The 7,803-nt window shown below is 33.5% G+C and carries 9 protein-coding genes; all 9 read right to left on the bottom strand.

All coding sequences use genetic code 11. The features are described from left to right. Positions 1-27: 27 nt before the first annotated feature. The 9 genes from DWY01_RS09655 to srtB all read right to left on the bottom strand — a co-directional run bounded on the left by DWY01_RS09655 (position 28) and on the right by srtB (position 7,506). On the bottom strand, positions 28-588 hold the full coding sequence (locus DWY01_RS09655) for a hypothetical protein (RefSeq protein WP_117995920.1): 561 nt from the start codon (positions 586-588) through the stop codon (positions 28-30). Between the two features lie 47 nt (positions 589-635). Next, positions 636-1,655, bottom strand: coding sequence for a hypothetical protein (locus DWY01_RS09650; protein ID WP_117995919.1), 1,020 nt, complete (start codon positions 1,653-1,655; stop codon positions 636-638). 50 nt (positions 1,656-1,705) lie between these two features. After that, positions 1,706-3,046 (bottom strand): LPD11 domain-containing protein, encoded by a 1,341-nt coding sequence (locus tag DWY01_RS11580; RefSeq protein WP_158553701.1) that lies wholly within the window; start codon positions 3,044-3,046, stop codon positions 1,706-1,708. Positions 3,047-3,095: 49 nt separating this feature from the next. After that, a complete protein-coding gene (locus tag DWY01_RS09640; RefSeq protein ID WP_117995918.1) occupies positions 3,096-4,196 on the bottom strand; it encodes a hypothetical protein in 1,101 nt (366 codons plus the stop codon). Positions 4,197-4,261: 65 nt separating this feature from the next. Then, positions 4,262-4,732 (bottom strand): hypothetical protein, encoded by a 471-nt coding sequence (locus DWY01_RS09635; protein ID WP_117995917.1) that lies wholly within the window; start codon positions 4,730-4,732, stop codon positions 4,262-4,264. A gap of 68 nt (positions 4,733-4,800) precedes the next feature. Continuing rightward, entirely contained in the window at positions 4,801-5,247 is a 447-nt protein-coding gene (locus tag DWY01_RS09630) for a hypothetical protein (RefSeq protein WP_117995916.1), read from the bottom strand. Positions 5,248-5,682: 435 nt separating this feature from the next. Continuing rightward, on the bottom strand, positions 5,683-6,090 hold the full coding sequence (locus tag DWY01_RS09620) for a PIN domain-containing protein (protein WP_117995914.1): 408 nt from the start codon (positions 6,088-6,090) through the stop codon (positions 5,683-5,685). After that, complete coding sequence (locus tag DWY01_RS09615; protein ID WP_158553700.1) at positions 6,087-6,308, bottom strand: type II toxin-antitoxin system Phd/YefM family antitoxin; 222 nt, start codon at positions 6,306-6,308, stop codon at positions 6,087-6,089. Before DWY01_RS09615 ends, DWY01_RS09620 begins: the two co-directional genes overlap by 4 nt. Before the next feature lie 451 nt (positions 6,309-6,759). Then, a complete protein-coding gene (srtB, locus tag DWY01_RS09610; protein ID WP_117995912.1) occupies positions 6,760-7,506 on the bottom strand; it encodes a class B sortase in 747 nt (248 codons plus the stop codon). Positions 7,507-7,803 lie beyond the last annotated feature (297 nt).

Below are 7,803 nucleotides of genomic sequence, written 5' to 3'. Positions count from 1 at the left end.
AGCATTAAAATTTAAAATTTATCTATTTTATGAGTCCTTTTTCTTGACATAGTACCAGTTTAAACTGCAACTTTCAAGATAGAATCCATTTTCGTATAGCTTCAGGTGATCCAATCTATCCTGTAAATAATCTATATGTTTATTAAATATCTCATTCACTTCGGGAGAAACACGTACAATAAAGAAATCCTTCAGCATTTCCTTTGGAGGTTTAATAATTGTCTGCCATTCGTATCTGTAATGCTCCAACTCCTTAGAACATTTGCTGATTTCTTTTTTCATTCCATGAAGTTTAAACTGGTCTGCTTCAAAAGCTTTTTTCAAAGGTGCCGTATCAACAAGTTCAAATGGTCTTGATTGATAGGTACTCCCTAAGCGATACGCATCCTTACTATGCTGATCTAAAATTTTTTCTTTCACCTTTAATACTTCCATTACTGGATGTATGCTTTCTTCAAAATAAGGAAGTCCATTTTTCAGCATAATTAGATGTGATCTTAAATCCTGAAATGCTTTGTATTCACTTTCAGTGGGTACATCTATTGCGGACTCCATCTTTCTTTGACTTCTTTTTAAAATACGAGCCATATACCATTTTCCTTTCTAGCAAAAAAAGTTAAGGCAATTTGCCTTAACTATAATTCCATTTCATTCTTTCCAAGCTCATCCTGATATTGTTCCAAACCATTCTCAAATTCTTCGCTGACATAATCAAAATCATCTGGAGCATCCAAATACTGGTCAAATAATTCTTCCAGATGATAATGCAACTCGTCATCGTCTGCATACAGATATACCTGGTCACTTGCATCAAACTGATGCTTATTGATTGCACTCTTTAAAAGTATATTTATATCGTGATCGGATAGACTTGAATTGATTGCGTACAGCTCATCCCCTGTTTCATTCATTGCATAGGAAACTCCATCTTTGATACAATATGTTTCAAATGTACTCAATACATCTTCTGAAATATCCTTTTCTGAATGAAATACTGGCAATTCGATATTTTCTAGGGACATTTCCTTTTTCTGAATTTCATTTTCAGCTATCCGTTCAAAATTTTTAATAAATTCTGGATATGCTTTAACAAAGTGCTCATAAATAATTCCAGTACGCTTATTCTCGTCAATTGCATTAAATTCGACCATTCCATCTCCATTATGATATGAATATATACTCTGATGAGATATGATATGATTTTCCTTATTCAAATACATTTCTACAGATAAATAATTCCATTTCATTCCCCATTCTGGATCGTCGATTCTCATGCGTAAACATGGCATGGAAGCCATGCGACCACTGGCATTTCTTGTTCCAATACCGATTCGGTCCAAGTCTCGATCTTCCATATAATCAGGTCCACCTTCCCATCTCGAATCTGGGCAAACATCTTTCCATTGTGGCATATTTTCAGTTGGATAATGACCAAGCGAATGTTTCCAATAATAATGTGGTTTTCCTAAAGCTGCGAATAAATCAAAAATTTCTTTCAATTCTTCAGCCTTGATCATATCGAAAAATTTATTCTGAGCCTTGTCACATCTTTCTTTCCAATATTTTTTTTCATTTTCTTTGTTTACCTCGTTCACATAATCAGTCTTAATTTTAGCCTGATTCGTTCTATCTAATAAAATATCCCATCTACTCATAAATTAATCTATCCTTTCTAAATAAAAACAGTTAAGGCAAATTGCCTTAACTATAATTCCAATTCATCTTCCTGTTGTTTTTCGCCTAGATCGAGTTCATCCTCGATCACTTCAAAATCATCTACTAATGGATCCAGATTCAAACCAGAGCCATTCTCCCACTTCACATGTACCAGCCCTGCATCATCCACCTGTTCGACAACACCACGTGTTCCGTCAGGTACAGGATGAGAAGGATCCCGCATATGGTTGCATTGAATTACTGTTCCTTTTTCCAACATATCACGAACATCACTGATGGAGATTGCGTAATGCGGATCAAATCGTTTAACGTAGTGTGAATCTACATTCTTTTCTAATTTTTTAACATCATCCAATAATTTTTGAATTTTATCATATTGCTCTAAATCGCCACTGGCACACGCACTTTTATAATCCTCAAGGTTCGTGATGATATCGTCTGTATCTCCTGTAACTAATGCTTCATATACTGCGTGTTTTTGCGTATCAATATCTATATCCCTGCAATCCATAGCTTCATACGGGTCCATATCTTCAAAACATTCCATTAATCTGTCGCATAGACTATTCGCCTGTTTTGAAAGAGAAGCTGTCCACATCTGGTCTTTGTAAAGATCAATCATTTCATTGTTTATCCATACAGGCTTGTCCTGCTTGTCAAAACTTTCATAGATCATTTTCATTGCCAGTATGTGATTATCGAGATTGTTTGCCCACAAATGTTTTTCATGGCAATTTCCATTTCCCAAAAAATATTGACAATCACACTGTAATCTGGAAAGCATTTGATATTTGTATTCGTTGCTCTGGTCAAGCACTTCATTCTTCAAGTTGTTTTCAAATTCTATTTGAGCCATACGTTCAAACACTTCATGGTACAGATAATTGTCATGATAGTATTCCGCCTGCAAAGATGACAATACATTGTTCACCTTAGTTCCATCTGGTAGCCATAAACATTCTGACTTTGCATCGTATTTCATTGGATGCTTCTTTAAAAGGTCGGCATATAACTGTTCCTTTTGATCGTATTCCGCTTGTTCCTTTTCCCACAAACCGGAAACCCCACCTTTCACTCGTCCATAACCTACTACTATATCTAATGCCTTCGATTCCAAAATGCCTGCATTATCATCTAAAGAAAGAAGATATTCATCCTTTGCAATCAGTGATTTGAAAATTTCATAATCTTCATTCGTAAAGTCCATGTTGAATCTTTCTTTTGCTTGTTCCTGCAATTCATCCATAAACACAACACGATTTCCATATTCACTTTGCGAGAATACTTTCTGCATGGTTTCATCCGCCAAACAGGTTACAACATCTTCTTTAAAATATGTTTTCTGTCCTCTTTTTAAAATACGAGTCATATACCATTTTCCTTTCTATGCAAAAAATAGTTAAGGCAATTTGCCTTAACTATTCCATAGCTCTTTCTTCTTTATTCTGCTGATCCTGAAGCTGACCTGTCATCTCATCCATATCATCAATAAATGTACGGATATCTTTATACTCGACCTCATCATAATCTTCTTCTGAAACAGTATATTGAAATTCGCTGTTTGCGTTCATGGATTGAATATATGTTCTTTTTAATTCGTCTGTGTCCACTTGTTTCATGTTTTTAAATCGTTCATCTGTAGCTGTTTCTTTGATTCGGTTTACAACCAAATCCGCCTTTGGTGAGTTTTCAAGAATATAGGTGATGTTCTTTACATCTTTCATGAATTCATATTTATCGCTGTTTTCCTGATAATATTTAACCATATTATATAAAGTGGTAATGTCTTTTGAAGCAATTACACTTGCTTCTGTATCAATGCTTAAATAAGCTAACGCATTCATAGGTGAGTCAAAGATTATAATATCGCTTGCATGGTCTTGAATTTGTTTCCATCCAACTGATGTAAAAGAACCCGCAGCTTCGTGTTTGTATGGTGTATCTTTGATACCATATTCCAATGCAAAAGCTGGATTATTTTTTTCATCGTATCCAACAAATACTGCATTATGCATATTTTTACTCATGTAAAGTGACTGATTTAAAATCAGAGTATCTACTACATTCCCTTCAAATGCCATTGTTTGTATAAAATAATCCTTCATCTCATTAAAGTTACCACTTTCTCTATCAGGCAGACTGATTCCTGTATGCTTGTATACTGCATTTTTTGTATGAGAATATTCGTATAGAACAAGATTTCTTGGATCCCTTTCCATATAATATTGATTTACCTTTTCTCTGGCTTCCGTAAAACTACAGTTTTCATAAAACTGCACAAAGTCATAGCAGTTCATCCCGTTTGTTGTTTTCGCATTATAGAAAACTAAGTTTTTCTGCAAATCAAAGATCAATGAAGGATGTTCATAGCATACAAGGTATCTTGCATTATTTTTCTTTGAGTATAATGTCAAACCATAAACATTGTCTGCAATTTCTGCCACAGATAATTGTCTGATATTTACAGCTAAATCTCTTAATTCGTTTTTTTCGTCCTTTGTATAAAATTTAACACTCATGATAGAGCCTCCTTATGTTATTTTTCTAATTCAATAAAAGAATTGTTTTGTGAATATTGCACACATCATATTTCGTAATAATAGTCAGCCAGTCTTTCTTCGGCTAGTTCTTCTTCATCTTTAGTAAAACAATCCAGATCGACATCATCGTAAATCTTGTTTATCACATCATCCCAGATACGATAGGATTCGATTTCATCCGCATTTTTAAGCTGTTCATTAATTTCCTGATGTTGTATTGAGTAGTGGAAAGCCTGTTTACTCAAAATTTCTGTTTTACTGTATTCCGCCATAATCAATTCATCTACATGAGCGATCTGGTCCTGATCAAAATATACGTCCCTTATCTTTTCATTCTGTATATAGCCATAAAAATGACGGGATGGTACATTTTCGTTTATAAAATTGTATAACCCATCCTGTAATGGAATTTCTACATTTGCCATGTTACGTGTTATCGTATGCTCATAGCTAAACAGTCTTACATCCTGCACATCATCCGCTTGGATATTTCTGTAATCACCATTGCGTATCATGGACAGATAATCTTCGTATCTGTCCAAAGGTAATTTTGAAAATGTCTTATATAATTCCATAATTACGCTTAGTGTTCAAACTGTCCTAATTCATTCAAGGTCAGCTGGTCTTCCTTCTCATCCTGCGGAGATGGAGCATGGACTGTTCTCGCATATTCATTTTCAAGCTGGACACGTGTAGCTACATCATCAATCACCTGGTTTAAAATTGCAGGTGTAATAGGTTTAACGTAACCATAGTAGCGATACGTAAGTTCAAGTGAATTTTTTGTTCTTAATTCACATTGATTTAGGATATACTGAGATGCCTGCTTTCCGTTGATACCAAAGCGTTGTAGATTTTTCACTTGATCGGGTGTTAAAAAAACACCCTTGTACATTTCAAATGCATCAGGGTGTTTTCCAATTTCTTCAATAACTTTTTTTGTTCGTTCATTCAGTGATAAATTGTTTTGGTTCTTCTTCAGGTACATCAGTCTTTCATACATCATGTCATAATCATCATAGGTCATCATACCGATACCTCCTTCCAAAATAAAAAAAGATAAGCAGGGCAACAGGGAAGGTTGCAGATTAACCTACTTATCTTTTGTATAAAAATTGTGGATGATAATGTGTGCAATCCTTACAATTCCTCTACATTAGCATTATAACACATCAGAGAAACAAAAATGCTAGAAATTTGTGCGAACAATATTCACTTAATGCTCATAAAAAATGAGCAAAAATATGTAAACAACCTTTATATATCAAGAAAAGAACTAAAAACAGTCCATAAAAAAATTAAGGCAATTTGCCTTAATATCATTCATTATCTAATTATGTTTTATTGTCTCTTTAAAAAAGGCATCCAAGACTCCGTTGATTTAAGACGGAGAGGGATGCTTTTTTGAATATCTACATAAGCCGTATACTTATGTCAATTCCAAAACATTATATCAACCAGATTATCATTTTTTTATATTCAGATAATCATGAGGAGTGATACTTAAAATTTTCGATTTTTCAAAGTCTTTTGTATTCCTTGTTAAAATATATTTAGCTTTTTGCCTTTCCGCAATTGCAGAAACAACAGCGTCTTCAAAATCTGAAATGTCACTGGAAAGAGCTTTTTCAATATCTGCTCCCCTTGTATCTGATATCTTTATTAAATCTAAAAGATTTCTTATACATTCTTTTGCCTGTTCACTTCCAATATATTTCCTAGCAATATAGAATATGTCTGTGATTGCCGAAGCTGATACAATAATAGTGTGATTATCAATACACTTATTTAGTGCATTATATGAATCTTCAAAAAACGGCTCTCTTTTACATAGAATATCTATAATTACATTTGTATCAACCAATATCTTCATTGCTTAGAAATCCTTTCGTTTTTTATATTTTCAATCTCTTTGTCAGTTAATGAAGGCAATATACCAACTAAATTATTTAAAGATCTTTTCTTTGCCTGCTTTGGTGAAATAATACGTGCAATCTCTATTCCTTTATTTGTAATAATAATTTCTTCTTTGTTTGCCATAGTTAAATAATCACTAAGATGTGTTCTTAATTCTGTAGTATTGACTTTCATAGCAATCCCCTCCTGTACATTAATTATAATATAAATGTACATATGAAGCAACAATAATGTACATTCGTTCAATTAGTTTTTTTAAGGCAAATTGCCTTAATCTAAAAAGTGATTATGAGTATTCCACGCACTCAGAGCCACCATAGAACATTTAGCAATCAACATTTTAATTAATCATTTTAAAGAAAAAGTACATACAAAAGACCAACCAGATAATAGAAATAATTCCTGAAATTCTAAAACAATTTCTCTCAGACCTGTCATTTTTAAAAGGGACAAACCAATATAAAATCTCCGTAACAATCTCAATCATTGTTAATATTACCAAAACTGTTTTTCTTGCATCCATCACTCTACACCTCAGAAACGATTTTCTCATCCGCAAGCCTGAATTTAAAAACATTTTTCATGAATATCAACCTTCTTTCTTTAAGGCAAATTGCCTTAACATCTAGTGAACAACAATTTGTTCATCATACTCTTCCAAAAATCCAGACAGCAATAATCTTCGATTTGAATGTAGACCATAATCCAGATCGCACGTAGATAAAGTAACCATAGGTGAATCTGTATCTACATCCTCGTTACAATAAAGTGCTTCATTTTTTAGTTTATTTAAAGTTTCCTGTCTTTCCTCTCCAAAGTCTTTTGCATAAAACACAGACTCATTGTTTGATTTTGAATAACAGAAAACATTACATTTATAGTTTTGCTCTGGTGTAAGCAAATAGAAATCTGGATGGCTGTCAAAAAATGATTTTGATGAAAAGTTCTTTAGTAAAGTAAACATTCCCCCACCCTGAACAGAATGCCCATAAATAATATTGTTATCATCTGAGAAGTCTCTGTTCGTATTGCAGTCTAGAAATGCTGATCCCATATAGTTGTATCCCTTATAGATCGTATGATCTAAATAATAGGAGTTATTTGTCCCTTGTACTACAGGATATGATATCGCACAGTCTGGAACATATATCCAACCCACTATATCTGGATTGATAGCTTTTAATGCATTCCAATCAGGTGCTAGAATCTGTTCCCCATTCTCATTCTTTTTCTCAACACATTCTTTTTTTAACTTATCTGTCTGTAATTCAACCTCATTATCTTCATTGTATATCTGCCAAGCCTGATAGGCACAGAAACCACCAACGCATAAACATATAATCAATATAATTCCATAGACCCACTTTTTCATATTTCATTTCCCCTTTCACTCTATAAAAAAAGACATCCAAGACTCCGTTGTTTTAAGACGGAGAGGGATGCCAGTTTGAATATATACATAAGCCGTATACTTATGTCAATTCCAGTTTAGTGTAGCATAACACGTAAGTCCTATAAGCACAAGCATACCCGCAAAAATAAAACCTGTTTTTATATTAAAATCCTTGTCACTTATACATAAGTGTGCCAACCATCCAAATGACAGTGCAACAGAACCTAAAAAAAATAAATCTCTAAACAACATATCTATACATCCACTGTCTTTGAT

The organism is Eubacterium sp. AF22-8LB (assembly GCF_003458715.1).
GTDB lineage: Bacteria > Bacillota_I > Bacilli_A > Erysipelotrichales > Erysipelotrichaceae > Holdemanella.
This window is presented reverse-complemented; position numbering and strand designations above follow the sequence as displayed.

What these genes read in the sequence shown, in the direction of transcription:
- DWY01_RS09655 (WP_117995920.1), bottom strand. Translation starts at nt 588, where the DNA reads ATGGCTCGTATTTTAAAAAGAAGTCAAAGAAAGATGGAGTCCGCAATA.
- DWY01_RS09650 (WP_117995919.1), bottom strand. Translation starts at nt 1,655, where the DNA reads ATGAGTAGATGGGATATTTTATTAGATAGAACGAATCAGGCTAAAATT.
- DWY01_RS11580 (WP_158553701.1), bottom strand. Translation starts at nt 3,046, where the DNA reads ATGACTCGTATTTTAAAAAGAGGACAGAAAACATATTTTAAAGAAGAT.
- DWY01_RS09640 (WP_117995918.1), bottom strand. Translation starts at nt 4,196, where the DNA reads ATGAGTGTTAAATTTTATACAAAGGACGAAAAAAACGAATTAAGAGAT.
- DWY01_RS09635 (WP_117995917.1), bottom strand. Translation starts at nt 4,732, where the DNA reads ATGATACGCAATGGTGATTACAGAAATATCCAAGCGGATGATGTGCAG.
- DWY01_RS09630 (WP_117995916.1), bottom strand. Translation starts at nt 5,247, where the DNA reads ATGATGACCTATGATGATTATGACATGATGTATGAAAGACTGATGTAC.
- DWY01_RS09620 (WP_117995914.1), bottom strand. Translation starts at nt 6,090, where the DNA reads ATGAAGATATTGGTTGATACAAATGTAATTATAGATATTCTATGTAAA.
- DWY01_RS09615 (WP_158553700.1), bottom strand. Translation starts at nt 6,308, where the DNA reads ATGAAAGTCAATACTACAGAATTAAGAACACATCTTAGTGATTATTTA.
- srtB (WP_117995912.1), bottom strand. Translation starts at nt 7,506, where the DNA reads ATGAAAAAGTGGGTCTATGGAATTATATTGATTATATGTTTATGCGTT.